The organism is Pseudooceanicola nanhaiensis DSM 18065, assembly GCF_000688295.1.
Classification (GTDB): Bacteria; Pseudomonadota; Alphaproteobacteria; order Rhodobacterales; family Rhodobacteraceae; genus Pseudooceanicola; species Pseudooceanicola nanhaiensis.
Genome location: NZ_JHZF01000011.1, coordinates 1,774,685 through 1,800,546, shown reverse-complemented (window position 1 = coordinate 1,800,546; position 25,862 = coordinate 1,774,685). Strand labels below are relative to the sequence as shown.

22 protein-coding genes are annotated in these 25,862 nt (G+C 69.2%); 10 read left to right on the top strand and 12 right to left on the bottom strand.

What is annotated here, in order from left to right; genetic code table 11:
- Positions 1 to 10 precede the first annotated feature (10 nt).
- The gene (locus tag Q344_RS0109820; protein ID WP_028286536.1) at positions 11 to 1,189 is read right to left on the bottom strand and encodes a penicillin-binding protein activator; all 1,179 of its coding nucleotides are present in this window, start codon (positions 1,187 to 1,189) and stop codon (positions 11 to 13) included.
- A gap of 112 nt (positions 1,190 to 1,301) precedes the next feature.
- On the opposite strand from Q344_RS0109820, the gene rsmI reads away from it, so the two are divergent.
- The 3 genes from rsmI to gshB all read left to right on the top strand — a co-directional run bounded on the left by rsmI (position 1,302) and on the right by gshB (position 3,627).
- Positions 1,302 to 2,162 (top strand): 16S rRNA (cytidine(1402)-2'-O)-methyltransferase, encoded by an 861-nt coding sequence (rsmI, locus tag Q344_RS0109815; protein ID WP_028286535.1) that lies wholly within the window; start codon positions 1,302 to 1,304, stop codon positions 2,160 to 2,162.
- Positions 2,163 to 2,184: 22 nt separating this feature from the next.
- Positions 2,185 to 2,595, top strand: coding sequence for a YraN family protein (locus Q344_RS0109810; RefSeq protein WP_051630461.1), 411 nt, complete (start codon positions 2,185 to 2,187; stop codon positions 2,593 to 2,595).
- Between the two features lie 96 nt (positions 2,596 to 2,691).
- The gene (gene gshB, locus Q344_RS0109805) at positions 2,692 to 3,627 is read left to right on the top strand and encodes a glutathione synthase (protein WP_028286533.1); all 936 of its coding nucleotides are present in this window, start codon (positions 2,692 to 2,694) and stop codon (positions 3,625 to 3,627) included.
- Between the two features lie 9 nt (positions 3,628 to 3,636).
- Here gshB and Q344_RS0109800 read toward each other — a convergent pair whose 3' ends face one another.
- From Q344_RS0109800 to Q344_RS25105, 7 genes are all read right to left on the bottom strand, one after another.
- On the bottom strand, positions 3,637 to 5,160 hold the full coding sequence (locus tag Q344_RS0109800) for a YifB family Mg chelatase-like AAA ATPase (RefSeq protein WP_028286532.1): 1,524 nt from the start codon (positions 5,158 to 5,160) through the stop codon (positions 3,637 to 3,639).
- 76 nt (positions 5,161 to 5,236) lie between these two features.
- Positions 5,237 to 6,211, bottom strand: a complete 975-nt coding sequence (argC, locus tag Q344_RS0109795; RefSeq protein WP_028286531.1) for an N-acetyl-gamma-glutamyl-phosphate reductase — start codon at positions 6,209 to 6,211, stop codon at positions 5,237 to 5,239.
- 163 nt (positions 6,212 to 6,374) lie between these two features.
- On the bottom strand, positions 6,375 to 7,235 hold the full coding sequence (locus Q344_RS0109790) for an SDR family NAD(P)-dependent oxidoreductase (RefSeq protein WP_028286530.1): 861 nt from the start codon (positions 7,233 to 7,235) through the stop codon (positions 6,375 to 6,377).
- Between the two features lie 42 nt (positions 7,236 to 7,277).
- The gene (locus tag Q344_RS0109785) at positions 7,278 to 8,141 is read right to left on the bottom strand and encodes a MaoC/PaaZ C-terminal domain-containing protein (RefSeq protein WP_028286529.1); all 864 of its coding nucleotides are present in this window, start codon (positions 8,139 to 8,141) and stop codon (positions 7,278 to 7,280) included.
- 12 nt (positions 8,142 to 8,153) lie between these two features.
- Positions 8,154 to 9,284, bottom strand: coding sequence for an acyl-CoA dehydrogenase family protein (locus Q344_RS0109780; RefSeq protein WP_028286528.1), 1,131 nt, complete (start codon positions 9,282 to 9,284; stop codon positions 8,154 to 8,156).
- Between the two features lie 14 nt (positions 9,285 to 9,298).
- Positions 9,299 to 10,486, bottom strand: coding sequence for an acyl-CoA dehydrogenase family protein (locus tag Q344_RS0109775; protein WP_028286527.1), 1,188 nt, complete (start codon positions 10,484 to 10,486; stop codon positions 9,299 to 9,301).
- 163 nt (positions 10,487 to 10,649) lie between these two features.
- Entirely contained in the window at positions 10,650 to 11,855 is a 1,206-nt protein-coding gene (locus tag Q344_RS25105; protein WP_051630460.1) for an iron-containing alcohol dehydrogenase, read from the bottom strand.
- A gap of 289 nt (positions 11,856 to 12,144) precedes the next feature.
- Between Q344_RS25105 and Q344_RS0109765 the strand changes: the two genes are divergently transcribed.
- From Q344_RS0109765 to Q344_RS0109740, 5 genes are all read left to right on the top strand, one after another.
- The gene (locus tag Q344_RS0109765; RefSeq protein ID WP_036538549.1) at positions 12,145 to 14,196 is read left to right on the top strand and encodes an ABC transporter substrate-binding protein; all 2,052 of its coding nucleotides are present in this window, start codon (positions 12,145 to 12,147) and stop codon (positions 14,194 to 14,196) included.
- A 164-nt stretch (positions 14,197 to 14,360) separates the two neighbouring features.
- On the top strand, positions 14,361 to 15,371 hold the full coding sequence (locus tag Q344_RS0109760) for an ABC transporter permease (protein WP_028286525.1): 1,011 nt from the start codon (positions 14,361 to 14,363) through the stop codon (positions 15,369 to 15,371).
- Between the two features lie 325 nt (positions 15,372 to 15,696).
- Positions 15,697 to 16,872: an ABC transporter permease gene (locus tag Q344_RS0109750; RefSeq protein ID WP_051630458.1), complete on the top strand. Its 1,176-nt coding sequence runs from the start codon at positions 15,697 to 15,699 to the stop codon at positions 16,870 to 16,872.
- Entirely contained in the window at positions 16,869 to 17,873 is a 1,005-nt protein-coding gene (locus tag Q344_RS0109745; RefSeq protein ID WP_028286523.1) for an ABC transporter ATP-binding protein, read from the top strand. Before Q344_RS0109750 ends, Q344_RS0109745 begins: the two co-directional genes overlap by 4 nt.
- On the top strand, positions 17,870 to 18,892 hold the full coding sequence (locus Q344_RS0109740) for an ABC transporter ATP-binding protein (RefSeq protein WP_028286522.1): 1,023 nt from the start codon (positions 17,870 to 17,872) through the stop codon (positions 18,890 to 18,892). The genes Q344_RS0109745 and Q344_RS0109740 overlap by 4 nt, the downstream gene beginning before the upstream one ends.
- Positions 18,893 to 18,894: 2 nt before the next feature.
- On the opposite strand, the gene Q344_RS0109735 is transcribed toward Q344_RS0109740, so the two are convergent.
- Positions 18,895 to 19,377, bottom strand: coding sequence for a GNAT family N-acetyltransferase (locus tag Q344_RS0109735; RefSeq protein ID WP_036538546.1), 483 nt, complete (start codon positions 19,375 to 19,377; stop codon positions 18,895 to 18,897).
- Positions 19,378 to 19,425: 48 nt separating this feature from the next.
- Between Q344_RS0109735 and Q344_RS23635 the strand changes: the two genes are divergently transcribed.
- Positions 19,426 to 20,928, top strand: coding sequence for an alkaline phosphatase family protein (locus Q344_RS23635; protein ID WP_036538544.1), 1,503 nt, complete (start codon positions 19,426 to 19,428; stop codon positions 20,926 to 20,928).
- A 130-nt stretch (positions 20,929 to 21,058) separates the two neighbouring features.
- On the opposite strand, the gene betA is transcribed toward Q344_RS23635, so the two are convergent.
- Genes betA through betI form a run of 3 tightly spaced genes read right to left on the bottom strand, consistent with a single transcriptional unit; the run spans position 21,059 to position 24,782 of the window.
- Entirely contained in the window at positions 21,059 to 22,720 is a 1,662-nt protein-coding gene (gene betA / locus Q344_RS0109725; protein WP_028286520.1) for a choline dehydrogenase, read from the bottom strand.
- Entirely contained in the window at positions 22,720 to 24,162 is a 1,443-nt protein-coding gene (gene betB / locus Q344_RS0109720) for a betaine-aldehyde dehydrogenase (protein WP_028286519.1), read from the bottom strand. Before betB ends, betA begins: the two co-directional genes overlap by 1 nt.
- 29 nt (positions 24,163 to 24,191) lie before the next feature.
- Positions 24,192 to 24,782: a transcriptional regulator BetI gene (gene betI / locus Q344_RS0109715; RefSeq protein WP_028286518.1), complete on the bottom strand. Its 591-nt coding sequence runs from the start codon at positions 24,780 to 24,782 to the stop codon at positions 24,192 to 24,194.
- A 144-nt stretch (positions 24,783 to 24,926) separates the two neighbouring features.
- Here betI and Q344_RS0109710 point away from each other — a divergent pair, with 144 nt between their 5' ends.
- The gene (locus tag Q344_RS0109710) at positions 24,927 to 25,850 is read left to right on the top strand and encodes a choline ABC transporter substrate-binding protein (RefSeq protein WP_028286517.1); all 924 of its coding nucleotides are present in this window, start codon (positions 24,927 to 24,929) and stop codon (positions 25,848 to 25,850) included.
- Positions 25,851 to 25,862 lie beyond the last annotated feature (12 nt).

Genomic DNA, 25,862 nt, shown 5'->3' with positions numbered 1-25,862 from the left:
CTCGGGGAGGTCAGAATCCGGCCCCTCCGAAACCACGCGGCGCGGGGTCGATGACCTGCACCCGCTGGTTCGCGATGGTCGCCACGGCAAGGCCGCGTTCGTTCGAGCCGTTGGGCAGCAGGCGGAAGACGCCGCCGGTGCCCTGGAAGCCCGCGCCCTGCGTCAGGTCGCGCGCGCCCAGTCCGCGGCCCTGCTTGGCCAGCGCGCCGACGGCCGCGATGCCGTCATAGGCGAGGCTGGCGATCGGGTGCGGCGCCGAGCCGTAGGCCGAGCCGTAGCGCGCGTTGAACTGCGCCGTGCGGTTCGGGTCGGGCAGGGCGAACCAGCCGCCCTGGACGCCCGGCAGCGCGAGGGTCTGAGCCGGGATGTCCCAGCGGGTCAGGCCGATGAACTGCGTGGTGGCGCTCGTCACGCCCTGTTCCGGCAGCATCTGGCTGAAGAGCGGCAGCGCGCCCGCGGTGTTGGCCGTCAGGTAGAGCGCATCCGCGCCCGCCGAATCGACCGCCGCCTTGATCTTGGGCACGGCGTTCACGACGCCCTGCTGCGAGAATTCGTGCGGCACCTCGGCGACGATCTGGCCGCCCGCGCCCTTCACGGCGCTGCGCAGCGCATTGGCCGCGGTCTGGCCCTGCACGTCGGTGGAATAGGCGATCACGGCGCGGTTCTTGCCCTGCCGCGCGGCATAGGAGGCAAGCCGGTCGGCGGTGTTCTCGAAGGTATGGCCCAGCACCCAGACATTGCCGCCGGCGATCGAGGCGTTGTTCGAGAAGGACAGCACGTTCACGCCGCCCTGCGCCGCGGCGAGGCCTGCCGCGTTCGCGTTGCCCGCGTAGACCGGGCCGAGGATGATCTTCGCGCCTTCGACAACCGCCTGGTTGGCGACCCGCTGCGCGGTCGCGGCATTGCCCTGGGTGTCGTAGACGCGCAGGTCGATCTCGACCCCGCCGAGGTCGTTCATGGCCAGCCGGGCGGCGTTCTCGAGGCTCCGTGCGAGCACCGCGTCCCCGGCCGCGCCGGATCCCTTGGGCACGAGCAGCGCGACCTGCACCGGCTGGCCGGGGTCGACCGCCGGCCCGCTCAATCCGCCCGCCATGTTGACCGGCGCACAGGCGGCGACGGCCGCCGCGGCGGCAAGACCTGCGATCAGGCGTTTGGGCGCCTTGCAGGCGGCTTTCAAAAGGGCGAACATGGCGTGCCTCCTTGCAATGTCGGGCCGCTCCCGGCCCGGCGGGCGCGGAGGCTCTGGCTCCGAGGCATGTATCTCAGCCGGACTATAGAGGGTTGAGAAGGGGAATCCAGCCGTGAATCCGGACGTCGAGAAACTGCCGGGCGGGCTCTACCTCGTCTCGGTCCCGATCGGCACGGCGCGGGACATCACCCTGCGCGCGCTCGATATTCTGGCCTCGGCCGAGGTGCTGGCGGCCGAGGACACCCGCTCGCTGCGCCGGCTGATGGAGATCCACGGCATCGCGCTCGGCGATCGTCCGCTGCTGGCCTATCACGATCACAACGGCGCCAGGGTCCGGCCGCGCATCCTGGCCGAACTCGAGGCCGGGCGCTCGGTGGCCTATGCCTCCGAGGCCGGCACGCCGCTGGTGGCGGACCCGGGCTTCACCCTGGCGCGCGCCGCGCGCGATGCAGGCCATGGCGTGACCGCCGCGCCGGGCGCGGTGGCGGCGGTGGTGGCCCTGACCCTCTCGGGCCTGCCGTCGGACCGGTTCCTCTTCGCCGGGTTCCTGCCGAACGCGAGCGGCAAGCGGAAGACGGCGATGCAGGGGCTGGCGGCGGTGCCGGCGACGCTGATCTTCTACGAATCGCCCAAGCGGGTGGCCGCGATGCTGCGCGACGCGGCCGAGGTGCTGGGCGCCGAGCGCCCGGCCGCGCTCTGCCGCGAGCTGACCAAGCGCTTCGAGGAGGTCCGCCGCGGCACGCTGGCCGAGCTGGCCGCAGGCTGCGAGGCCGATGCGCCGCGGGGCGAGATCGTGGTGCTGATCGGGGAGGGGGATTCATCGAATGTTAGCCTGGCTGATCTAGACACCGTCCTGCGCGAGGCTCTGGATAGCATGTCGGTCCGGGATGCGGCCGATCATGCGGTCGCCACGCTCGGCGCCAAACGGCGCGACGCCTACCAGCGCGCGCTGGACATGGATCGGGGCAAGTGACGCGCCCCGCAGGAGGGATGCGATGCGGCACTGGCCGGACGAACACATCTGCGGGGCGCCCGTCACGGCGCGCCGGCGGTCTCGCGGACGGATGGCCCATCTGGGCGGGGCGGCGGCCGAAGATCGTGTCGCGATGGAGTACGAACGCCGTGGCTACGCGCTCGCCGCCCGCCGTTGGCGTGGCCGCAGCGGCGAGATCGACCTGATCTTCCGGGACGGCGACGCGGTGATCTTCGTCGAGGTGAAGGCGGCGCGGGATTTCGACGCCGCGCTCTGCAGTCTCGGCCAGCGCCAGATCGGCCGCATCTGCCGGGCGGCCGAGGAATTCGTGGGCGGCGAACCGGGCGGCTCGCTGACCGAGATGCGCTTCGACATCGGGCTGGTCGACGCACGGGGCGACCTCCGGATCCTGGAAAACGCGCTCGCCGCCTGATCACCCGCCCCTTTCCGCCCGCCCGAGCGCCATTGCACCCCTCCGCCTTCTGCGTCATCAAGGACCGGCCTCGCAGCAGAGAAGGACGGGACAGCGATGAAGGTGGCCTTTCAGATGGACCCCATCCAGGGGGTGGATATCAACGCCGACAGCAGCTTCCGGCTGGCCGAGGAAGCGCAGGCGCGGGGTCACGAGCTGTGGTTCTACGGGCCGGATCAGCTCTCCTATCGTGAGGGCCGGGTCGTCGCGACCGCGCGCCCGATGGAGCTGCGCCGCGTCAAGGGCGACCACGTCACCTTGGGCGAGGCCCGGGACATCGACCTGGCCGAGATCGACGTCGTCTGGCTGCGCCAGGATCCGCCCTTCGACATGCACTACATCACGACGACGCACCTGCTCGACCGGGTCCATCCCAAGACGCTGGTGGTGAACGACCCGTTCTGGGTGCGCAACTGCCCCGAGAAGCTGCTGGTCCTGGATTTCCCGCAGCTCATGCCGCCCACCTCGGTCGCCCGCGACCTGGCCACCATCCGCGCCTTCAAGGCGAAGCACGGCGACATCATCCTCAAGCCGCTCTATGGCAACGGCGGGGCCGGGGTGTTCCGGCTGGACGAGAACGACCGCAACCTGTCCTCGCTCTACGAGCTCTTCACCAATTTCTCGCGTGAGCCGCTGATCGTGCAGAAATACCTCCCCGCCGTGACCAGGGGCGACAAGCGCGTCATCCTCGTCGACGGAGAACCGATCGGCGCCATCAACCGCGTGCCGGCCGAGGGCGAGACGCGGTCGAACATGCATGTCGGCGGCCGCCCCGAGAAGGTCGCCCTGACCGATCGCGACCGCGAGATCTGCGCCACCATCGGCCCGGTGCTGAAGGAGAAGGGGCAGGTTTTCGTCGGCATCGACGTGATCGGCGAGCACCTGACCGAGATCAACGTGACCTCGCCCACGGGCATCCAGGAGCTCGAGCGTTTCGACGGGATCAACGTCGCCGCGAAGATCTGGGAGGCGATCGAGGCGAAGCGGGTCTGAGCCCGCGCCTCAGCCCGGCATCGTCTCGGAGAGCGTGGTCAGCCGGAAGCTGATCGCCTCGGCCACGTGAACCCGCCGCACGGCGGTCGAGCCGTCGAGATCCGCGATCGTCCGCGCCACCCGCAGGACCCGGTGGTAGCCCCGGGCCGAGATGCCGAACTGCTCGGCCGAGCGCAGCAGAAGCGCCTTGCCCTCCGCATCCGGTGCCGCCAGCGTCTCGAGCGCGCGGCCCGCGAGATCGGCGTTCAGCCGCGTCCCGCCCGCGCCCGCGAACCGCTCCGCCTGCACCGCCCGCGCGGCGGCGACGCGGGCCGCGACCACCGGCGAGGGCTCGCCCCCCGGCGCGCGTCCGAGGTCCGAGAAGGCCACCGGCGGCACCTCCACGCGCAGGTCGAAACGGTCCATCAGCGGGCCGGAGATGCGGCCGAGGTAATCCGATCCGCAGCCCGGCGCGCGGGGGCAGGCCCGGGCGGCGTCGGGCAGGTAGCCGCAGCGGCAGGGGTTGGCGGCGGCGATCAGCAGGAAACGCGCCGGGTAGCGGACATGCGCATTGGCGCGGGAGACGACGATCTCTCCGGTCTCGATCGGCTGGCGCAGCGTCTCCAGCACCGCGCGGGGAAACTCGGGCAGTTCGTCGAGGAACAGCACGCCGTTGTGCGCCAGCGAGATCTCTCCGGGTTTCGATCCGCGCCCGCCACCCACGATGGCTGCCATCGAGGCGGTGTGATGCGGCTCCCGGAACGGGCGGCTGCGCGAGATGCCGCCGCGGGTCAGCAGGCCCGAGAGCGAGTGGATCATCGAGGTTTCGAGCGCCTCCTGCGCCGAGAGCGGCGGCAGGATCGTCGGCAGGCGGGCCGAGAGCATCGACTTTCCGCTGCCAGGCGTGCCGACGAGGAACAGATGATGCCGCCCCGCCGCCGCGATCTCGAGCGCGCGTTTCGCCCGCTCCTGTCCCTTCACATCCGTCAGGTCGAGCCCCGAGGCATCCATCCGCACCTCGCCCGGCTCGGCGGGGGCGATCACGCCCTGGCCGGTGAAATGGCCGACGAGCGCGGTGAGGGAGGGCGCGCCCAGCACCTCGGTCGCGCCGCTGAAGGCCGCCTCGGCCGAGGAGCCTTCGGGGCAGATCAGCCCGCGCTCCTGCTCGGCGGCCGCCATCGCGGCGGGCAGGGCGCCGAGCACCGGGACCAGCGTGCCGTCGAGCGACAGCTCGCCGAGCGCGAGGTAGCCTTCGGCGGCGTCGGGCGGGATGATCTCGATCGCCGCGAGCAGGGCCAGCGCGATCGGCAGGTCGAAATGGCTGCCCTCCTTCGGCAGGTCGGCGGGCGAGAGGTTCACGGTGATCCGGCGCGAGGGCAGCGCGACCCGCAGCGCGTTGAGCGCCGTCCGGACCCGGTCGCGCGCCTCGGACACGGCCTTGTCCGGCAGGCCGACGATGGAGAAGGCGGGCACGCCCGGGGTGACCGCGCATTGCACCTCGACCGGGCGGGGATCCACCCCCTCGAATGCGACGGTGTAGGCGCGTGCGATCATCCCGGTCCCCCTGCGGACAGGCTAGGCGCGTCTTGGTTGATTATTGGTTAACGCGCCCCGCCCCGCGCAGCGGCGCTCAGGGCCAGACCGGCATCCCCGCCAGCCCGGTCGTTTCGGGCAGATCGCAGATGATGTTCGCATTCTGCACGGCCTGTCCCGCCGCCCCCTTGCCGAGATTGTCGACGACGCCGAGTGCCATCACGAGGTCGCGCGCCGGATCGGCGGCGTAATGAACGAAGCAGAGGTTCGACCCCGCGGCCCATTTGGTCTGCGGGGGTGCGTCGCTCAGCCGGACGAAGGGCCGGTCGGCGTAGAAGGCGCGGGCGGCGTCGCGGCATTGCGCGGTGGTCGCCTGCCCGCGGCAATACATGGTGACCAGCAGCCCGCGGGTCATCGGCACGAGATGCGGCGTGAAGACGAGCCCCGCCGCGCTGCCGCCCGAGAGCAGGCCGATGGTCGTTTCCATCTCGGGCATGTGCACGTGTTTCAGCAGGCCGTAGGGCTGCAGGTTCTCGTTCGTGGTCGCATAGCCGAAGCCGTCGCCGCCACCGCGACCGGCGCCGGAGACGCCCGTCTTGGCGTCGATCACGATGGTGCCGGGGGCGATCAGCCCTTCCGTCAGCAGCGGCGCCAGCGCGGTCAGCGCCGCGGCGGGGAAGCAGCCGGGATTGGCGACGCGGCGCTGGCCCGCGATCCTCTCGGGCCAGACGTCGGCGAGGCCGTAGGCCCAGCCGTCGACATGCCGGTGGTCGCCGCCGATGTCGACGATCCTGACGCTCCCGGGCACCCGGGCCAGCGCCTCGGCCGAGGCCCCGGTGGGCAGCGAGGCGAAGAGAAGGTCGAGCTCAGGAAGCGCCTCGGGGTCCCATTTCTCGATCACGAGATCGGCGAGGCCGTGCGGCGCCCCGGGGAAACGGTCGGCAATACGACTGCCGGCGGTGCTGTCGCCTGCGGCATAGACCAGCTCGAACGCGGGATGGGCCGCGATCAGTCGGAGCGCCTCTCCACCGCCGAAGCCGCTGATGCCTACGATGCCGGTGCGAATGCTCATGGTCCTGTCCCGATGCTCTGCGGCCTGCCGCTCGGGCAGGCTGGCGTTGGATAAACGTCCGAGCGGATGGCGCAGCGGCGGGGGGATGTCAACCTGGCCCGCGCGCAGGCGGGCCGGGCCGGGATCGCGGACCCGGAGCGGTCGGACCGCTCCGGGGGCTGTCTCAATCGGGGAAGAAGACCTCGTCGTAATGATCCGCGATCTCCTGCGCGGTATAGGCATGGGTCGGCTCCCATCCCTTGGAGCGCATGACCTTCAGCTCGGCCACGCCCTGGCGCGCGACATGCATGAACTTGCCGGTCTGATCGCCGGAGAGGTCCGAGCACATGTAGAGCATGGCCTGCGCGATGGTGTCGGGCTGGCCGGTGACGGGGAAATCCTCGCCGCTCTCGGTCATCTCGCGGTAGCGCGGCAGGTCCGAAGTCATCCGGGTGAGCGCGCCGGGCGACATGCCCCAGACGCGGATGCCGTATTTCCGCCCCTCGATGGCGAGGTTCCGGGTCAGCCCCGCGATCCCCGCCTTGGCCGCGCCATAGTTGGTCTGGCCGAAGTTGCCGATCAGGCCCGATGTCGAGGTCGTGTTCACCACCACGCCGCCGCCGTTGTCGCGCATCCATTGCCAGACGGGTTTCGTGACGCAATAGGTGCCCTTGAGGTGGACCTTGATGACCGCGTCCCAGTTCGCCTCGGACCCCTTGTGGAACGTCTCGTCGCGCAGGATGCCCGCGTTGTTGATCAGGATGTCCACGCGGCCCCATTCGGCCATCGCCTGATCGAAGATCGACTGCCCGCCTTCCATGGTCGAGACATCGTCGCCGTTGGCGATCGCCTCGCCGCCCGCTGCCCTGATCTCGTCCACCACGGCCTGCGCCGCGCCGATGGAGCCGCCGGAGCCGTCACGCGCCCCGCCCAGGTCGTTGACGAGGACCTTCGCGCCCTCCTTTCCGAACAGTTTGGCATATGCCGCGCCGAGACCGTTGCCCGCCCCGGTGATGATCGTGACCTTGCCGTCGAGTAGTCCCATGTGTCCTCCTTGGGGGATAATCCGAATTGGTTGAGGAAGTGTTCAGCCGAGCTCGGTCAGCCCGTGTTTGACCACCGTCACGCCGCGGGCCTTCACACGGGCCTCGAAGCTGATGGTGCCGCCGTCGCGCCACATGTCGACGGTGATCGTCTCGCCCGGATAGACCGGGGACCGGAACTGCGCCGCGTGCCGGCGGAAGGCCGTCGGGTCCCAGTCGGCAAAGGTCGACAGGACCGCCCGGCAGGTGATCCCGTAGGTGCACATCCCGTGCAGGATCGGTTTGTCGAACCCCGCCTTGCGGCCGAATTCCGGGTCCGAATGCAGCGGGTTGCGGTCGCCCGCCAGCCGGAAGAGCAGCGCCTGCCCGTCGCGCGTCGGGATGTCCACCGAGAGGTCCGCGGCCCGGTCGGGTATGGCATGCGGCTCGGGCGCGCCGTCCTTCGGGCCGCCGAAATGGCCGTCGCCGCGGGCGAAGGTCATGCCGCGGATGGTGCAGACCTTCTCGCCGCTCTCGTCCCGCACGATCTGCTCGCGCTCGATGATCGCGCCCTTGTCGCCCTTGTCCCAGGCGCCCGTATAGGCGCTTTCTGCCGTCAGTTTCGCCGCGATCGGCAGCGGCTTGTGGAAGAGGATGTCGCGCGCCGCGTCCACCACCTTCACCCGGTCGATCGGGATCGCGGGCGGCCGGGAGAAATAGCCGAAGGTCGCGGCGAAGGTCGGGACCACCTTCAGCGTGGGGCTGCGTTCGGTCAGCCAGCCCTCGTTGACGAAGGCCAGCTCGTCCTCGTCCAGCGGGTCCTCTCCCATGCCGATGCCCAAGGCGTAGAGCATCACCTCGCGGTCGGTGTAGGAGCAATCGTCGCCGGTGGATTTCAGGCTCAGCAGGTCGGGATAGGGAACGCCCATCTGTCTCCTCCGTCAGTAATCGTGCATCCGGGCCCAGCGTTCGCACGCCTGCGCCGAATTGCCGAAGGTGGTTTCCAGGACGCGGCTCCGCTTGATGTAGAAGCCCGCGTCATACTGGTCGGTCATGCCGATCCCGCCGTGCAGCTGGATCATCTGGCGGGTCATCTTGTTCGAGACGTCGCCGACGAAGGCCTTGGCGAGCACCGCCGCCTCGGCCGCGCCCTCGCCGCCCGCGTCGATCTCGCGCACCGCGTGCTCGACCACGGAGCGGGCGAGCTGAAGCTCCATGAAAAGCTCCGCCATCCGGTGCTGGAGCGCCTGGAACTGGGCGAGGATCGTGTCGAACTGGCTGCGCGTCTTGAGATAGGCGAGCGTCGTGTCGAAGGCCTGCTGGCACATGCCGAGCATCTCGCAGGCGATGCCGACGCGGGCCACGTCGAGCACCTTTTCCAGCGGCGCATGGGCCTGGCCGACCGCGCCGAGGACGGCGTCCTTGCCGCCCCGGACGTTATCGAACGCGACCTTGGCGAAGCCGCGATGATCGAACGTCTTCAGGGGCGTGCGACTGACGCCGGAGGCATCCGCGGGCACGAGGAAGAGCGTCAGCCCTTCCGCCTCTCCGGCGGTGCCGGAGGTGCGGGCCAGCACCAGCATCGCGTCGGCGGCCATGCCCTCGATCACCTGCACCTTGGTGCCGCTCAGGGTGTATCCGTCGCCCGACGCCTCGGCCGTCATGGCGGTCTTCGCGGTGTCATGCCGGGTGCCCTCGTCGACCGCCAAGGTCAGCACCGCCGAACCGTCGGCGATCTTCGGCAGCCATTCGGCCTTCTGCGCCTCCGAGCCCATCTCCTTGAGCGCGGTCGCGGCGACCAGCCCGGAGATGAAGAGCGGCGAGGCGACGAGCTGCTTGCCCATCTCCTCCAGCACCAGCCCCATGCCGGTCACGCCGAAATCCGAACCGCCGTGATCCTCCGGCACCACGATCCCGGCCCAGCCCATCCGGGCGATCTCTTCCCAGAGGCCCGTGTCGAACACCTCGCCCGCATCCCGCGTCCTGCGGAAGGCCGAGACGGGCGCGCGGTCGGTGACCCAGTCGAGCGCCCCGTCGCGCAGCATCTGTTGTTCTTCGTTCAGGACAGCCATCGTTCCGCCCTCCCTTACTGGTGGTCGCGCATCCCGAGGATGCGCTTGGAGATGATGTTGGCCTGGATCTCGTAGGTCCCGCCGTAGATCGAATGCGCCTTGTTCTGGAGCATCTGCCGGGCCGAGTCGCGCTCGGTCTGGGTGTAGTCCTCGCCCTCCCAGCCGATGCCCCGGTGGCCCATGATCTCCATCAGCAGCTCGCCCCTTGTCTGGAGCGCGATGGATCCCGCGTTCTTCAGCACCGAGGTCGCCTCGGACGGGCCGGTCTTCGCCTCCTCGGCCACCCGCTCCACCGTCAGGCGATGCGCGCGTTCCCACATCTGGTGGCGCACGATCCGGGCGCGCAGGTCGGGATCGTCGAGCCGGCCCTGCTCATCCGTGCCGACATATTCCTTGGCCACCACGTCGAGCGGGCGCAGCTCGCCCACCGTCATCTTCCGCGCGCCGATGCCCTCGCGTTCGAACTGCATCAGCCGCTTGGCGATGGTCCAGCCCTCGCGAAGCCCGCCGACGAGGTTCTCCTTCGGGACCTTCACGTCGGTGAAGAAGACCTCCGCGAAGGTCTGCTTGCCCGAGATCAGCGTGATCGGCCGGACCTCGACGCCGGGCGTCGCCATGTCGATCAGCAGGAACGAGATCCCCTCGTGCTTGTGGTCGTTCGAGGTCCGGACGAGGCAGAAGCACCATTGCGCGTGCATCGAGCCCGAGGTCCAGATCTTCTGCCCGTTGACGAGGTAATGATCGCCCTTGTCCTCGGCCTTCGTCTTGAGCGAGGCGAGGTCGGACCCCGCACCCGGTTCCGAATAGCCCTGGCACCAGACGATCTCGCCGCGGCAGACCGGCGGGATGTGACGCTGCTTCTGCGCCTCGGTGCCGTATTCCAGCAGGGTCGGGCCGAACATGGATTGCGCGATCCCGATCATCGGGGTGAAGGCGCCGATCTTCTCCATCTCGTCGCGCAGGATCGCGGCCTCCTGCCGCGTCAGCCCGCCGCCGCCGTATTCCGCGGGCCATGTCGGCGTGCCCCATCCCTTGTCGCCCATGGCCTTGCGCCAGGCGGCCCAATCCTCGCCCTCGGGGTAGCGGGGCGAGATGTCGAAATAGGCGTCGCCGCGGCCGGCGAGGCTTTTCGGGAAATTGCGCTCGAGCCATTCCCGTGCCTCCGCGCGGAAGGCCGAAAGCTGGCTGTCCTGGATATTCATCTGGTTGCCTCCCTGTCCGGTGCCGGGGCGGGGCCACGCTCCTCCCGCGAGGGCCCGTCCGGTCATGCGGGGAGTGTCGGACCGCGCATGCGTTCCGGCAATCCGGGATCGCGCGAAAACATGCATCTGGCACGGATCGCCCGGGGGCGGGGCGCCGCGGCGCCTACCAGCAGGCGGCGAGGACCCGGGACAGCCAGTCTTCCTCGCGTGCAAATTCGCGCTTCGGGTCGGCGTTGAAGTTCTTCAGCGCGCGCGCCAGCATCGGGGCGGCGCTGTCCTTCGGGATGCCCAGCTCGCGCAGCGTGACGGGCAGGCCGAGCGCGGCAAGATCCGCGCGGATCCGGTCGGCCAGCAGGGCAGGGAGGTCGCCCGCCCGCCGCGGCTTGAGCCCGAGCGCCGCCGCGATCGCCTGCATCGCCGCCGGGTCGCGGTGCCCGGTCTCGCGCAGCACGTTGGGGCCGAGCGCCGCGACGGCCACACCCTGCGCGACCTCGCCGTGGCGGTGGAAGAGCTCGGTCGAGAAGGCATAGCAGACCCGGCTGGCCCAGGTGTCGACCGTCCCCGCGCCATCGTCCGCGGCGCGGTTCATGAGCCAGGTGACGAGGCAGAGATCGGCGCGCACCGCGTCCCCGTCATCGCCCGCGGCCAGCGCCCGGCGGATGCGTTCCGAGATCGCGAAGACCTCGCGCCGGTTGAGGTCGGCCAGCGCCGTGGCGCGGAGGTAGCCCATGTCGAGCACCGCGCGCCACCAGGTCATCGCCGCGGTGGCCTTCAGCATCGCGACCGGAGCCGTCGCCAGCGCCTCGCGGTCCCAGAAGAGCGCGGCGGGGCGGGTCTTGGGATCGAAGAACTCCAGCCGCCGGGCGGGGGCCTTCGCGGGCGAGCCGCCGCGGTCCTGCGCGGTGGTGCCGATGGTGAGCGCGTTCAGGATCGGCAGCTTCGGCGCCATGAGGCGCGGGCTGATCGCCGGCCCGTCCTCGGGATATTGCGTGGCGAGCGCCTCGGGCGGGCCCTCTTCGGCCAGCAGGATCGCGGCGATCCGGGCAGCCTGCACCACGGTCCCGCCGCCAAGCGCGATCAGCCCGTCGGCCCCGGCCTCGCGCGCCATGGCCGCCGCGGCCTCCACGTCCTCGATCGGAGTGTCCTTGCGCACGCCGGGAAAGACCCCGGCCACGCGCCCGTCCGATGCCGCCTCGATCCGGTCGGGCAGGCCCGTGCCCTCGGCCACCGAGCGGCCGCAGAGCACAAGTGCGCGCGAGACGCCCGCGCGGACCAGTTCCTCGCCGATCCGGTCGAGCGCCCCGGTCCCGCTGTGGATCCGGCAGGGGCGGCTCACCACCCTGAAGTCGTGGCTGATTTCGCGTTCCATCTCGCTCCCCTTGCTTGCCCGCGCCGAGCCTAGAGCATGACATTCGGCGAGGCCAACCGCCGCCACGGATATGCGCAAGGACCGGCCGGCCCCCTCCGGCCGGCACCGGCCCCGACGCTCTGCCCAAAACTTCGCCCGGCGCGATCTCGGTCCGGCCCCGGCGGCCCGAGAGGCTTGACGCACGGGAAGTGCGCCGTCCAACATTCCGGCGGGGGATGCGGATGGCGTCAACCAACCTACACAAGGCGTGGCTAGAACTGCGCCGTACCCGACAGGAACGGAGCGAACCATGACGACACATACCAGAGCGCTGCTGATGTCAGCGGCAGCCAGCTGCCTGATGGCCGGCGCGGCGGCCGCCGAATGTCCGGCGGTGACCATGGCCGACATGGCCGGGGTCGAACCGGGAGAATTTCCGCAGCAATACGAGGTCTCGGCCTTCGAGAGCGCCGCGGGCTGCGAGATGACCTTCTCGGCCAACCCCGAAGCCGAGGCCCTCAATGCCGAGATCAAGGGCAACCCCGAGCTGCCGCCGCTTGAGGACCGCCTGCCGGCCGAGCCGCTGGTCGTCGTGCCCTACGAGTCGATCGGCACCTACGGCGGCACGCTCCGCGCGCTGTCGAACGCGACCGAGGCGGGGACCTCGGACTTCCTCTCGGTGCGCCATGTGAACCTCGTGCGCTACGCCGACGATCTGCAGACCATCGTGCCGAACGTCGCAAAATCGTGGGAGTGGAACGACGATTTCACCCAGCTGACCTTCAACCTGCGCGAAGGGCACAAGTGGTCGGACGGCGCGCCCTTCACCTCGGCCGACGTGAAATTCTGGTACGACAACCTCGCGCTCGATCCCAAGGTGATCGAGAAGCCGAAGGATTACGTGCTGGTCGCGGGCGAGCCGATGACCGTGGACACCCCGGACGAGACCACCGTGGTCTTCAACCTGCCCTCGCCGAAGCCCGGCCTGCTGGCGCATTTCGCGACGCATTTCGCGCAGGGCTTCCAGCCCAGGCATTTCCTCGGGCAGTATCACCCCGACATCAACCCCGACGCGGACACGGTGGCGCAGGAATGCGGCTTCGAGACCGGGCTCGCGGTGATCGCGGCCTATTACGGCAATTCCGACTGGACCGACACGCCGACGCCGATGCTCAACTCCCCGGACAAGGTCGACTGCCTGCCGAAGGGGACCTACCCGACGCTCGAGAGCCACATCTACGTCAGCGACACGACCGAGGGCCGCAAGCTGGTGGCGAACCCCTATTTCTTCATGGTCGACCCGACCGGCCAGCAACTGCCCTACATCAGCCGCCAGGACGAGCTCTACGCCAACGACAACGAGGTGCGGATCCTCAAGCTGGTCAACGGCGAGGCCGACTACAAGTCGCAATCGCTGACGCTGGGCTCCGCGCCGCTGCTGCTCGAGAGCCAGGAGAAGGGCGATTTCACCGTCCAGCTCAAGCCCACGATCGCGATGCCGACCTTCTCGTTCAACATGACGGCCGAGGACGAGGCGAAGCGCGAGGTCTTCGGCGACCTCGACTTCCGCAAGGCGATGTCGGTGGCGATCAACCGCGACGAGCTGAACGAGGTCTCGTTCTTCGGGCAGGGCGAGCCGAAGCAGTACATCGCCTTCTCGCCGACGCCCTCCTTCGTCGATCCGGAGCTGACCAAGCTCTACGCCGAATACGACCCCGAAGAGGCGAGGACCCTGCTCGACGGCATCGGCATGGAGGACACCGACGGTGACGGGTTCCGCGAGCTGCCGAACGGCGACAAGCTGGTCCTGAACATGCAGTTCGCGACGCAGGGGATCGGCGGAGAGGTGGTCGAGCTGGTCGCGCAATACTGGTCGGACGTCGGTATCCAGACCACCGTGAAGGAGGTCACCCCGGACGAGTACCGCTCGGCGCAATCCTCGAACCAGCTCGACGTCGGCATGTGGGAGAAGGGCCAGCCGGTCGCCATCGTGATGGGCAACAAGGAGCTCTTCGTGCCGCCGTTCGAGAACTACTTCGGCCACCGCACCGCGATGCTCTGGGCCGAATGGGTCGACAGCGACGGCGCCTCCGGCGTCGAGCCGCCGGAATGGGTCAAGACGATGATGTCCGACATCGACGCCTTCCAGGGCGCGGTGCCCGGCTCGGACGAACAGTCCGAGATCGGCGCGCGGCTGGCACAATCCATGGCCGAGAACCTGCCCTTCATCGGCACGGTGCAGGCGCCGAACGTGATCTATCACCGGAACGCGCTGAAGAACTTCGCCGAGTTCAAGACCCAATCCTACGAGTATTACCGGACGTTCCCGTACCTTCCGGCGCAATGGTATCTCTCGGAATGAACCCGTGACGCGGGCCGGGCTCGGGCCCGGCCTGCACCTTCTGCTCGGGTGATCCGCGCGGAGGGCACGGACCCCGGCAGGCCGGGCTCAAGCCCGGCCCGCCCCGCCCCGCGAAGGGCACCAGGACAAGCGCCGGAGAACCGGCCGGAACCGACAGGGACGACATGCTGCAATTCGCGAGATTCGCTGCGATCCGCGCCGCCATGGCGCTCTTCACGCTGCTGCTCGTGTCGCTCATCGTCTTCACGCTGATGGAGCTGGTGCCGGGCACCTGTGCCGAGCGCTACCTCGCCTTCAAGAACACCCAAGGGTCGGGCATCTCGATCGCCGACATCGAGGCCGAGGAACGGCGCCTGGGCCTCGACCGGCCCTTCATCGTGCGCTGGGGGAGCTGGGTCGGCGACGTCTTCCTGCGCGGCGAGTTCGGCGACAGCTGCATCCTGCGCCTCAACATCAACGATCTGCTGGGATCGAAATTCCTGATCTCGGCGGCGATCTGTTTCGCCTCGCTCTTCCTCGCCTATCTCATCGCGATACCCGTGGGGATACTGGCGGCCTCATCGAAATCGGCGCTGGTCAACGGCTCGCTGAGGTTCGTGAGCTACCTCGGCCTGGCGCTGCCGAACTTCCTGCTGGCGCTCATGGTGATGCTGGTCTCGACCATGGTGTTCGGGGACAGCATGACCGGGCTCTTCTCGGCCGAGTACCGGGACGCCCCGTGGTCTATGGCGAAGCTGCTCGACCTGCTGAGCCGGGCCTGGCTGCCGGTCTTCATCCTCGGCTGGTCGGCCACGGCCTTCGCGCTGCAGACCGTCCGGGCCCTGATGCTGGACGAGAACGGCAAGCTCTACGTGACGGCGGCGCAGGCGCGGGGGCTCTACGGGCGGCGGCTCAGGTGGCGCTACCCGGCGCGGCATGCGCTGGGGCCGATCATCAATTCCTTCGGGTTCGACCTGAACCGGATCTTCAACGAACTGCCCATCGTCGCGGCGATCCTGACGCTGACCGAGGCGGGCTCGCTCCTGCTCGACGCCCTGGCGCGGTCCAACGACCAGCAGCTGGCGGGGGCGATCATCTTCATGCTGACGGCGACCATCGTCGCGCTGAACTTCGTGACCGATATCGCGCTGGCGCTCATCGACCCGCGGGTCCGGAAGTCGGTGATGGGGGGATGAGGGTGGCTTGCGTGACGAACGTAGAACGGAGGGCCGCGTCCGACCCTGGGAGGGCGCATGCTTCATCTGAACATCGCGAGACAAGGTCGCTCGCAAGCCGGCGGTTCCGGGAAGGACGGCAAAGATGCGCCCTCCCGGGGGGAGGGGCGAGGACCATCACGGAAGCGCGCCGGTGGCGCGCTTCAGGTCCGAGCGCGCGAAGCGCCGGACCGGGCGCGGCCCGGCCTGCGGCCGGGCCATACGGCTCGAGCGTGAGTGCAATGTCCGACGGTCTCCGCGAGCCGGCCAAGAGAGGCGCCGACGCGCATACCCAGGGAGCCCGCCCATGACCTTCGGCACCAATGAAACCACCGGCCCCGACGTCGCCATCGTCGAGACCGAGGACGCCGTCGAGCGCCGCGCGCGGGAGGCCTATTTCACCGCCTCGCAGCGCCAGCTCATCTGGGCGCGCTTCCGGAAGAACACCTCGGCCATGGTCGCGGGCACGATCCTGATCTTCCTGATCCTGATCGGCGTCTTCGCGGACTTCCTGTCGCCCTACAATCCGACCGTCGCGGGCCGGGACAAGGATTACACCAACGGCGCGCCGCAGATCCCGATGTTCTGCGACGACAACGGCTGCTCCCTCCGCCCCTTCATCCACGGGGTGAAGCGCGAGCGGTCCCTCGCCACCAACTTCCGCTGGGTGACCACCGTCGATCCGGAGGACCGCCGCTACGTTCAGTTCTTCGTCGAGGGCTGGTCCTACGACGTCGGGCCCTTCCGCGCGAACACCCATCTCTTCGGCGTGGACGAGGGCTTCATCCACCTCTTCGGCACCGACGACGCCGGCAAGGACATCTTCTCGCGCACCCTCCACGCGATCTACACCTCGCTCGCGGTCGGCACCCTCGGCGTGCTCATCTCCTTCGTCATGGCCCTCGTCATCGGCGGCGTCGCGGGCTATTTCGGCGGCTGGATCGACGGGGCGATCCAGATGGTCACCGATGCCATAAGAACCATCCCGATCATCCCGCTCTTCATGGCGCTCGCCGCCTTCATCCCGCAGGAATGGTCGGCCGAGCAGCGGTTCTTCTTCATCACGGTGATCATCGGCTTCATCAACTGGCCGACGCTCGCGCGGCGGGTTCGCACCCACCTCCTGGTCGAGAGAAACCAGGAATACGTCCTCGCCGCCCAGCTCCAGGGCGCCTCCGCGGGCCATACGATCCGCAAGCACCTGCTGCCCAGTTTCACCAGCTACATCATCGTCGACCTGGTGATCTCCTTTCCCTACATCGTGCTGTCGGAAACCGCGCTCAGCTTCATCGGCCTCGGCCTGAAGGACCCGGTCAATTCGCTCGGCGTGATGCTCCAGAACACGACCTCGGCCGACGTGCTGCTGAACTACCAGTGGTACTTCATCCCGGTCTTCTTCTTCATCGCCCTCGTGATGGCCTTCGTCTATGTCGGCGATGGCCTGCGCGACGCCGCCGACCCCTACGGGACCGCCAGCAAATGAGCCTGATCTCCGTCCGCGACCTCGACATCCGCTTCCGCACCGACGAGGGGCTCATCACCGCCGTCGAGGACGTCTCCTTCGACATCGCCCCGGGCGAGGTGCTGGGCCTTGTCGGAGAGTCGGGCTCCGGCAAGTCCGTCACCGCGAAATCCCTCATGCGGCTGAACGGAGACAACACGGTCTATGGCCCGAAAAGCTCCATCAGGCTGACGGTGGACGGGAAAGGGATCGACGTCCTCGCCCTCAAGCGCCCCCGCGACATGGCGCCGGTCAGGGGCGGCGCGATCTCGATGATCTTCCAGGAGCCGATGGCCTCCTTCGCGCCGGCCCTGACCGTCGGCAAGCAGATGGTCGAGCAGCTCATGATCCACACCGACATGACGAAGGCGCAGGCGAAGGCCCATTCCATCGACATGCTCGACCGCGTCGGCATCCCGGCCCCGGACAGGCGCTTCGATCAATACGCCTTCGAGTTCTCCGGCGGCATGCGTCAGCGGGCGATGATCGCCATGGCGCTCTCGACCTCGCCGAAGCTCCTGATCGCGGACGAACCGACCACGGCGCTCGACGTCACGATCCAGGCGCAGGTGATCGACCTGATGAAGGACCTCGTGACCGAGTTCGGCATGGGCATCCTCTTCATCACCCACGACCTCGGCGTGATCGCCCAGACCGCCGACCGGGTCGCCGTCATGTACCTCGGCAAGATCATCGAGACCGGCACCGTCCGGCAGGTCATCCGCGACCCGCGCCACCCCTATACCAAGGGCCTGATCGACGCGCTGCCGAAGCTCGAGGATCTCGACGCCCCGCTCACGCCGGTGCCCGGAGACATCCCGTCCCCGCTCAACCGCCCCTCGGGATGCGTCTTCCACACCCGCTGCGCCATCGCGCGGCCCGGCCATTGCGACCGCGTGCCGCCCGCGCCCCGCTCGACGGGGCAGGGGCACAGGGTCGCCTGCCACTACGCCGAAGGCCTGCCCGTGGAGGAGCCCGCATGACCGATCCGCTGATCTCGGCCAGGGACCTGACCGTCTCGTATCCGCTCGGCCGCAGTTTCCTCGGCGAGAAGCATGTCCTGAACGCCGTCGACGGGGTGTCGCTCGACATATACCGCGGCCAGTTCTTCGGCCTCGTGGGCGAGAGCGGCTCGGGCAAGACCACCCTCGGCCGGGCGCTGCTGAAGGCCGCGCCGATCACCGCCGGCAACGTCGTCTACCGCGACGAGGAGAGGGGGTTCGACGTCCAGTCGATCAAGGGATCGGACCTCAAGGACTACCGCAAGCGCGCGCAGCTGATCTTTCAGGACCCCTACGCCGCGCTCTCCCCCCGGATGACCGTGCGCGACATCATCGCGGAGCCGCTCGAGGTGATGAAGCTCACGAGGAACCGCAAGGAGACGGACGAACGCGTTCGCGAGATCGCCGCGAAATGCCGGCTGAACCTCGAACACCTGCGCCGCTTCCCGCATGCCTTCTCGGGCGGGCAGCGGCAGCGGATCTCGATCGCCCGGGCGCTGGTCTCCGGCCCCCGCTTCGTGGTGGCGGACGAGAGTGTCGCGGCGCTCGACGTCTCGATCCAGGCGGATGTGCTGAACCTGCTGAAGCAGATCCAGCGGGACATGGGGATCGGCTTCCTCTTCATCTCCCACGACCTCTCGGTCGTCGCGCATGTCTGCGACCAGGTCGCGGTGATGTATCTCGGTCAGCTGGTCGAGACGGCGCCGACGCGGGCCCTCTTCGCACGGCCCCGCCATCCCTACACCTCGGCGCTCCTCTCGGCGATCCCGTCGCTCGATCCCGACGCGCCGAAGACCGCCGAGAAGCTCGAGGGAGAGATCCCGTCCCCCGCCGCGCCGCCCCCGGGCTGCAAGTTCCACACCCGCTGCCGCTTCGCGCAGGACCTCTGCCGCCGGAAGGTCCCTGCGCTGCGGGAACTCGCCCCCGGCCACAAGGCCGCCTGCCACTTCGCGGAGGAATTCGACTTCACCCGCGCCGCCGCCGCGCCCGTCCCGGCCTGATGTCAGCGCTCCAGAACGTAGCGGTTCGTCGGCGCGCCGTGCAGCGTGACCTCTCCGTCCGCGCGGAACCCGAGCTTCACCAGCACCCGTGCCGAGGCCGGGTTCGCCGCCCGGACAAGCCCGCGGATCCGCGTGGCATCCAGTTCCCCGAAACCATGCGCCACCGCCTGCGCCGCGATGGCCGAGGCGATGCCGCGGCCCCAGGCGTCGGGGTGGACATGGTAGGAGATGTTCAGATCAAGGCTGTCTTCGAGAACGGTCAGCCCGCCGAAACCGACGAGGACACCCCCGTCCGCGACCGCCCAGCGACCGAAGCCGTGCTCTTCCCAATGCGCCATGTCCCGCTCCAGCCGCAACCGGCTGAGCTCCGGCCCGTCGGGCGTCGGGTCGGGCCGGTGCGCCACCACCTCGGGCCGGGCGTAGAGGTCGGTCACGAAGCCGAGGTCCCCCATCCGGGGCCGGCGGAACTCAAGCGTCACGCCCATGCGAATTTGCCCATGCGGGCGCGCGGAAACTGAGGCATGGTGCCAGCCATGACATCCCAGACCCGCCCCGGCAACGTCCTTTTCATCACCCTCGACCAATGCGCCGCCTCGGTCCTGGACGGCCCGCTGGCCGCGCATGTCCCCACGCCCAACATCGACCGCCTCGCCGCCTCCGGCACCAGGTTCGAGAACCACTTCACCGTCACCGTGCCCTGCGGCCCGGCCCGCGCCTCGCTGCTGACCGGGCTCTACGCGATGAACCACCGGGCGATCCGCAACGGCACGCCGCTCGCCCGCCACCACGCGACCGTCGCGACCGAGGCCCGGAAGGCGGGCTACGAGCCGCTCCTCTTCGGCTATACCGACGTCGCCCCGGACCCCGAGGGCATGGACCCCGAGGATCCGGACCTCCACGTCTACGAAGGCGTCGCCCCGGGCTTCCGCGAGGTGGTCGAGATGCAGATGGAAGCGGGCCGCGAATGGCCCGCACATCTGCGCGCGAGGGGCTACGACGTGCACCTCCGCGCCGATGGCTGGCCCAGCTACTACGTGCCGGGCGGCAACGGCGGCCCGCGCGATCCGGCCATCTTCGCGGCCGAGGACAGCGACACCGCCTATCTCACCGACCGGACCCTCGTCGCGATGGACCTGCGCCGGGACTTCGGGCCCTGGTTCGCGCATCTCGCCTATATCCGCCCGCACCCGCCGCTCGTCGCCCCCGCGCCCTGGAACCGGCTGGTCGACCCCGCCACCCTGCCGGTGCCGGAACGCGGCGCCCCCGATCACCCCTTCGTCGCGGCCTGGCATGCGCGCCCGACCAACCGCTCGCTCTACCACGGCCACGACGGCGACAACCTCGGCCTGTCCGACGCCATGACCCGGGACCTCACGGCCGTCTACCTCGGCCTCCTCGCCGAGGTCGACCACCACCTCGGCCGCATCCTCGACTGGCTCGACCGGACGGGGCAGGCGGATCACACGCTGGTGGTGCTGACCGCCGACCACGGAGAGATGCTGGGCGCGAAGCGCATGTGGGGCAAGGAGACGGTCTTCGACCCTGCCTTCCACGTGCCCCTGATCCTCCGCGTCCCCGGCACGGCGGGCGACCGGCGCGTCACGGAGATCACCGAGAGCACCGACGTCACCCCCACCATCCTCGACTGGATCGGCCGCAAGGCGCCGCCGGCGATGGACGGCCGCTCGCTCCTTGCGTTCACCCGGGGCGACCCCCCGCAGGGTTGGCGCGACGCCGCTTTCGCCGAGGCCGATTTCGGCCACCCGAAGGAACCCACCCGCTTCATGGAGCACCTCTCCCTCACCGAGCATCAGGCCACCGCCGCGATCCTCCGCGAACACCGCTGGCGCTATGTCCATTTCGGCGGCGGCCTCCCCCCCATGCTCTTCGACCTCGCGGCCGACCCGCACGAGACCACCGACCTCGCCCGGGACCCGGCCTGTGCCGCCGAAGTCTCCCGCCTCCGCGCGAAACTCATCGACCGCATGACCGAACGCCGCGACCGCCGCCTCACCGGCCTCGCCCAGGGCGCATGACCCCCGTCTTCCTCTGGTCCATGTATCCTCGGGGGTGAATTGAGCCGCAGGCTCAAGAGGGGGCAGACAGCCCCCTCGACCCCGTCCACGAAGTGCCGCCGCGGCGGGCCTGCGCCGCAGGCCCCGCCCGCTACCGGTCCGACACCTGCCACCGCGGGTTGATCCACGGCGTCACGTTGGCCCGCGCGAGCGGCGCCTTGCCCAGCACGTGATCGGCCATCTTCTCGCCCACCATGATCGACGGCGCGTTGAGGTTCCCGTTGGGGATCAGCGGGAAGACCGAGCTGTCGGCCACGCGCAGGCCCTCCACCCCGATCACCCGTCCCTCCGGATCGACCACGGCCTCCGGATCCTCCGCGCGCCCCATCCGGCAGGTGCCGCAGGGGTGATAGGCGCTCTCCGCATGGTCGCGGATATGCGCGTCGAGCGCGGCGTCGTCCTGCGCCTGCGCGCCCGGCGAGATCTCGCGTCCCCGGAAGGCGTCGAAGGCAGGCTGGGCGAAGATCTCGCGTGTGACGCGGATGCAGTGCCGGAAATCCTCCCAGTCGCGGTCGTGGCTCATGTAGTTGAACCGGATCACCGGCGCCGCGGCCGGATCGGCGGAGCGCAGCGTGACCGCCCCGCGCGAGAGCGAGCGGTTGGGGCCCACATGCGCCTGGAACCCGTGCGCCTTGGCCGCCGCCTTGCCGTCGTAGCGCACGGCTATGGGGAGGAAGTGGAACTGGATGTCGGGATATTCCACCCCGGCCCGCGAGCGGATGAAGCCCGCGCTCTCGAACTGGTTCGATGCCCCGGGTCCGGATTTGAAGACCAGCCATTGCGCCCCGACCAGCGCCTTTCCCAAGAGGTTCCAGTGCTTGTAGAGCGTCACCGGCTGGCTGCATTCCTGCTGGATGTAGAGCTCCAGATGGTCCTGCAGGTTCCGCCCCACGCCGGGCCGGTCCGCCACCGGGGCGATCCCGTGCTCGCGCAGATGCGCCGCCGGGCCGATGCCCGAGAGCATCAGAAGCTTCGGCGAGTTGATGGAGGAGGCGGCGAGGATCACCTCCCGGCGTGCACGGATCACCTGCGTGGTCCCGCCGCGGCGGATCTCGATCCCCGTGGCGCGGCCCTCCTCGATCACGACGCGCGTGGCGAGGCCCTTGACCAGTGTGCAATTCGGCCGTTTCAGCGCCGGTTTGAGGTAGGCGCGCGCCGCGGACCAGCGGCGGCCCTTCCAGACCGTCTGCTCCATCGGGCCGAAGCCCTCCTGCTTCTCGCCGTTGTAATCACCGGTCAGTTCGAACCCGGCCTGCGATCCCGCGGTCACGAAGGCCGCGTGCAGCGGATTTTCCCGCGTGCCCCGGGTGACGTGCAGCGGCCCGTCCGTGCCGCGCCATTCCGGGTCGCCGCCGTGACCGCCGTCGTGCCAGGTCTCCATCCGCTTGAAGTAGGGCAGCACGTCCGCATAGGCCCAGCCCCGCGCGCCCATCTCCTCCCAGGTGTCGAAATCCCGGGCGTGTCCACGGACATAGACCATGCCGTTGATGCTGGAGGAGCCGCCGATCACCTTGCCGCGCGGGGTCGCCAGGCGACGCCCGCCCAGATGCGGCTCGGGCTCGGACCTGTAGCCCCAGTCATAGCGCGGCATGTTCATCGGGTAGGAGAGCGCGCCGGGCATCTGGATGAACGGCCCGGCGTCCGATCCGCCGAATTCCACGACGATCACCGAGTGCCGGCCGTCCTCGCTCAGCCGCGCGGCCATGGCGGACCCGGCCGAGCCGGAGCCGACGATGACGAAATCCGCCTCCATCAGAACGGGGCCTCGGTGTCGCCCATGCAGACGTAGACGCTTTTGGTCTGGGTGTAGTGATCGAGCGCCGCGCGGGCGTTCTCGCGCCCGACGCCCGAGAGCTTGTTGCCGCCGAACGGCGATTCCACCGGCGTCAGGTTGTAGGTGTTGATCCAGCAGGTCCCGGCCTGAAGCCTGGCGACAACCCTGTGGGCGCGCGTCAGGTCGCGGGTGAAGAGCCCGGCGGCCAGACCGAAATCCGTGTTGTTGGCGCGGTTTACGACCTCGTCCTCATCCTCGAAGGAGAAGAGGGACAGGACAGGGCCGAAGATCTCGTCGCGCGCGATGGACATCCCGTCGGTCACCCCGGCGAAGACCGTGGGCGCCACGAAGGGCCCCTCGGAGGTGCCGCCGCAGAGCAGTGCCGCCCCCTCGGACTTGCCCTTTTCGATCATCGCCAGAACCTTGTCGCGCTGCGTCTCCGAGACCATCGGGCCGATCGTCGTCTCGGGGTCGAGCGGATCCCCGAGCCTGGCGTTCGCGACCCGCGCGACCAGACGTTCGGCGAAGGCGTCATGGATCGACTTGTGCACGTAGACCCTTGTCCCGTTGGAACAAATCTGCCCCGACGAATAGAAGTTCGCGTTGATGGCCGCCGAGACCGCGTTCTCGATGTCGGCATCCTCGAAGACGATCAGCGGGGACTTTCCGCCCAGCTCCATCGTGACGTGACGGATGCCCTCGGCCGCCGCGGCATAGACCTTGCGGCCTGTCGGAACCGAACCTGTGAGCGACACCTTCGCGCAGCGCGGGTCCGAAACCAGCGCGGCGCCGACGCGGCCCGCGCCCTGCACCACGTTGAAGACGCCCGGAGGCGCACCGGCCTCGATCAGGATTTCCGCGAGTTTCAAGGCGCTTAGCGGCGTCTCTTCAGACGGCTTGAAGATCATCGCATTGCCCGCGGCGAGCGCCGGGGCTGCCTTCCAGCAGGCGATCTGGATGGGATAGTTCCACGCGCCGATGCCGACGCAGACCCCGAGCGGCTCGCGGCGGGTGTAGACCCAATCCTCGCCCAGCGGGATCATCTCGCCGTTCAGCGTCGCGGCGATGCCGCCGAAGAACTCCAGCGCATCGGCGCCCGAGGCCGCGTCCGCGACCAGCGTCTCCTGGATCGGCTTGCCGGTGTCGAGCGTCTCGAGCTCCGACAGCGCCGCGTTCCGCTCCCGCAGGAGATCCGCCGCCCGGCGCAGGACGCGGCCGCGCTCGACCGGGGCCATCGCGCCCCAGATCTTCTGCGCCGCGACCGCGGCCTCGAAGGCGGCGTCGATCTCGGCCTCGGTCGCCTCGCGGATCTCGGCGATGACCGAGCCGTCGTAGGGGTAGAGGTCCGGCCGGGCAGGGGCGGTGTCGTCGTGGCGATAGGTGCCGTCGATGAAATGCGATGCGGGGGGCTGGGCGCGCATGGGTCTTGTCCTTCCGTTCGGGCGCGGGCCTAGCCGCGCGCCTTCCGTTCCATCCAGAGGGCGAGGTAGTCGCAGACCAGGGCCTGCGAGGCGTCGCGGTCCGGGGCCACGTGCTGCAGCGCGTGGCGAATGTAGAAACCGTCGATCAGCGAGGCGAGGCCCTGGGCGACCTGTTCGGCCTCGGCATCGTCGAAGAGCTTGCGGAGATCGTGCATCAGGTTCGACTTCAGCCGCCGGGCATAGACCGAGAGCAGGCGCGCCACGTCCTCGGATTGCATCGCGCGGACGTAGAAGGTCAGCCAGGCGGCGACGACCTCCTTGTCGAACTGGCCCTCGGCGAAGCTGGCGGCGATGATCGCGCGGATCCGCGCCGCCGGGTCGTCGAGGTTCCTGAGCCGCAGCGTGACGGACGTGCCGAATTTGCGCAGGATGTGACGCATCGCGGCGAGGAAGATCTGGTCCTTGGAGCCGAAGTAGTGATGCGCCAGCGCCGAGGACATCCCGGCGCGCTTCGCGATCTGGCTCACGGTCACGTCGAGCGAGCCGGCCTCGCCGATCGCCTGGATCGTGGCCCGGATCATCGCTTCGCGCCGCAGAGGTTCCATTCCCACCTTTGGCATTTCAGGAATCTCCTCTAGGGTGGCGCCAATCCCCCTTTCCGCCAAGCGGTTGCAGGGAGCTCTGGTTTTTGATTAACTCATCAATCAATAAAAACGCAAGCCCCGACCGGGGCCTGCGACGGTGACAAACAAGGAGGAAGTCTCATGTTGAAGCGCAGCCTTGCGAGTGTTCTGGCCCTGATCATCGGGGCCGGCGGAGCGCTGGCCGATTGTGACGAGGTCGTCTTCTCGGATGTCGGCTGGACCGACATCACGGCGACGACGGCGGCCGCGAGCGTGATGCTCGACGCGCTCGGCTATGACACCGAGACCAAGGTGCTTTCGGTGCCGGTGACCTACACCGCGCTGTCGAAGGGCGACGTCGACGTGTTCCTCGGCAACTGGATGCCGACCATGGAGGCCGACATCGCGCCCTACCGCGACGACGGCTCGGTCGAGACGCTGAAGGCGAACCTCGAGGGCGCGAAATACACGCTCGCGGCCAACAAGGCGGCGGCCGACCTCGGGATCGCCAATTTCGCGGACATCGCGGCGCACAAGGACGCGCTCGAGGGCAAGATCTACGGGATCGAGCCGGGCAATGACGGCAACCGGCTGATCATGGACATGATCGGCCAGAACGCCTTCGAGCTCGAGGGGTTCGAAGTGGTCGAAAGCTCCGAACAGGGGATGCTGGCGCAGGTCAAGCGTGCGACCGAACGCGATGAGCCGGTGATCTTCCTCGGCTGGGAACCGCACCCGATGAATGCCAATTTCGACCTGACCTACCTGGAGGGCGGGGACGATTTCTTCGGTCCCGACCTGGGCGGCGCGACGGTCTATACCAACGTGCGCAAGGGCTATGTCGAGGAATGCCCGAACGTGGGCGCCTTCCTGAGCAACCTGAGCTTCTCGCTCGCCATGGAGAACGAGATCATGGGGGCGATCCTCGACGATGGCGCGGATCCGGAGGAGGCGGCCGAGGCCTGGCTGAAGGCCAATCCCGACGCCTGGAAGCCCTGGCTCGACGGCGTGACGACCCGGGACGGCGGCGACGCGGTCGCGGCCGTGACGGCAGAGCTCGAGTGACGGCACGGGACG

What these genes read in the sequence shown, in the direction of transcription:
- Q344_RS0109820 (WP_028286536.1), bottom strand. Translation starts at nt 1,189, where the DNA reads ATGTTCGCCCTTTTGAAAGCCGCCTGCAAGGCGCCCAAACGCCTGATC.
- Q344_RS0109810 (WP_051630461.1), top strand. Translation starts at nt 2,185, where the DNA reads ATGCGGCACTGGCCGGACGAACACATCTGCGGGGCGCCCGTCACGGCG.
- gshB (WP_028286533.1), top strand. Translation starts at nt 2,692, where the DNA reads ATGAAGGTGGCCTTTCAGATGGACCCCATCCAGGGGGTGGATATCAAC.
- Q344_RS0109800 (WP_028286532.1), bottom strand. Translation starts at nt 5,160, where the DNA reads ATGATCGCACGCGCCTACACCGTCGCATTCGAGGGGGTGGATCCCCGC.
- argC (WP_028286531.1), bottom strand. Translation starts at nt 6,211, where the DNA reads ATGAGCATTCGCACCGGCATCGTAGGCATCAGCGGCTTCGGCGGTGGA.
- Q344_RS0109790 (WP_028286530.1), bottom strand. Translation starts at nt 7,235, where the DNA reads ATGGGACTACTCGACGGCAAGGTCACGATCATCACCGGGGCGGGCAAC.
- Q344_RS0109785 (WP_028286529.1), bottom strand. Translation starts at nt 8,141, where the DNA reads ATGGGCGTTCCCTATCCCGACCTGCTGAGCCTGAAATCCACCGGCGAC.
- Q344_RS0109780 (WP_028286528.1), bottom strand. Translation starts at nt 9,284, where the DNA reads ATGGCTGTCCTGAACGAAGAACAACAGATGCTGCGCGACGGGGCGCTC.
- Q344_RS0109775 (WP_028286527.1), bottom strand. Translation starts at nt 10,486, where the DNA reads ATGAATATCCAGGACAGCCAGCTTTCGGCCTTCCGCGCGGAGGCACGG.
- Q344_RS25105 (WP_051630460.1), bottom strand. Translation starts at nt 11,855, where the DNA reads ATGGAACGCGAAATCAGCCACGACTTCAGGGTGGTGAGCCGCCCCTGC.
- Q344_RS0109765 (WP_036538549.1), top strand. Translation starts at nt 12,145, where the DNA reads ATGACGACACATACCAGAGCGCTGCTGATGTCAGCGGCAGCCAGCTGC.
- Q344_RS0109760 (WP_028286525.1), top strand. Translation starts at nt 14,361, where the DNA reads ATGCTGCAATTCGCGAGATTCGCTGCGATCCGCGCCGCCATGGCGCTC.
- Q344_RS0109750 (WP_051630458.1), top strand. Translation starts at nt 15,697, where the DNA reads ATGACCTTCGGCACCAATGAAACCACCGGCCCCGACGTCGCCATCGTC.
- Q344_RS0109745 (WP_028286523.1), top strand. Translation starts at nt 16,869, where the DNA reads ATGAGCCTGATCTCCGTCCGCGACCTCGACATCCGCTTCCGCACCGAC.
- Q344_RS0109740 (WP_028286522.1), top strand. Translation starts at nt 17,870, where the DNA reads ATGACCGATCCGCTGATCTCGGCCAGGGACCTGACCGTCTCGTATCCG.
- Q344_RS0109735 (WP_036538546.1), bottom strand. Translation starts at nt 19,377, where the DNA reads ATGGGCGTGACGCTTGAGTTCCGCCGGCCCCGGATGGGGGACCTCGGC.
- Q344_RS23635 (WP_036538544.1), top strand. Translation starts at nt 19,426, where the DNA reads ATGACATCCCAGACCCGCCCCGGCAACGTCCTTTTCATCACCCTCGAC.
- betA (WP_028286520.1), bottom strand. Translation starts at nt 22,720, where the DNA reads ATGGAGGCGGATTTCGTCATCGTCGGCTCCGGCTCGGCCGGGTCCGCC.
- betB (WP_028286519.1), bottom strand. Translation starts at nt 24,162, where the DNA reads ATGCGCGCCCAGCCCCCCGCATCGCATTTCATCGACGGCACCTATCGC.
- betI (WP_028286518.1), bottom strand. Translation starts at nt 24,782, where the DNA reads ATGCCAAAGGTGGGAATGGAACCTCTGCGGCGCGAAGCGATGATCCGG.
- Q344_RS0109710 (WP_028286517.1), top strand. Translation starts at nt 24,927, where the DNA reads ATGTTGAAGCGCAGCCTTGCGAGTGTTCTGGCCCTGATCATCGGGGCC.